Source organism: Pseudomonas sp. 51_B (assembly GCF_017491595.1).
Taxonomy (GTDB): Bacteria; Pseudomonadota; Gammaproteobacteria; order Pseudomonadales; family Pseudomonadaceae; genus Aquipseudomonas; species Aquipseudomonas promysalinigenes.
In genome coordinates this window covers 1-445 of sequence record NZ_JAFGYW010000411.1, presented here as the reverse complement: position 1 = coordinate 445, position 445 = coordinate 1, and the positions used below count along the sequence as shown (strand labels likewise).

At 61.1% G+C, this 445-nt stretch carries 1 pseudogene; it reads left to right on the top strand.

Going from position 1 to position 445, the window contains the following annotated elements:
* Positions 1–445, top strand: a pseudogene (locus tag J5M56_RS25485) (xanthine dehydrogenase family protein molybdopterin-binding subunit); the annotation flags it as partial.

Below are 445 nucleotides of genomic sequence, written 5' to 3'. Positions count from 1 at the left end.
TTTCCACACCGTGTCGGCGGAATATCTCAAGGCGGGTATCGACAAGAACGGCATGCCGTCAGGCTGGCTGCATCGCACCGTGGCGCCAAGCATCACCGCGCTGTTTGCGCCGGACATGAACCACGAAGCGGCGTTCGAGCTGGGCATGGGCTTTACCAACATGGCCTATGCGATTCCCAACGTGCGCCTGGAAAACCCCGAAGCCAAGGTACACACGCGGGTCGGCTGGTATCGCTCGGTGTGGAACATTCCCCACGGCTTTGCGATTCAGAGCTTCGGCGACGAACTGGCGCACAAGGCCGGTGAAGATCCGCTCAAGTACCAGATCAAATTGCTCGGCCCGGACCGGCAGATCGATCCACGCACCTTGAGCGAAGAGGGGAACTACGGCGAATCGCCCGAGCGTTATCCGATCGACACCGGGCGCATGCGCACCGTGCTGGAA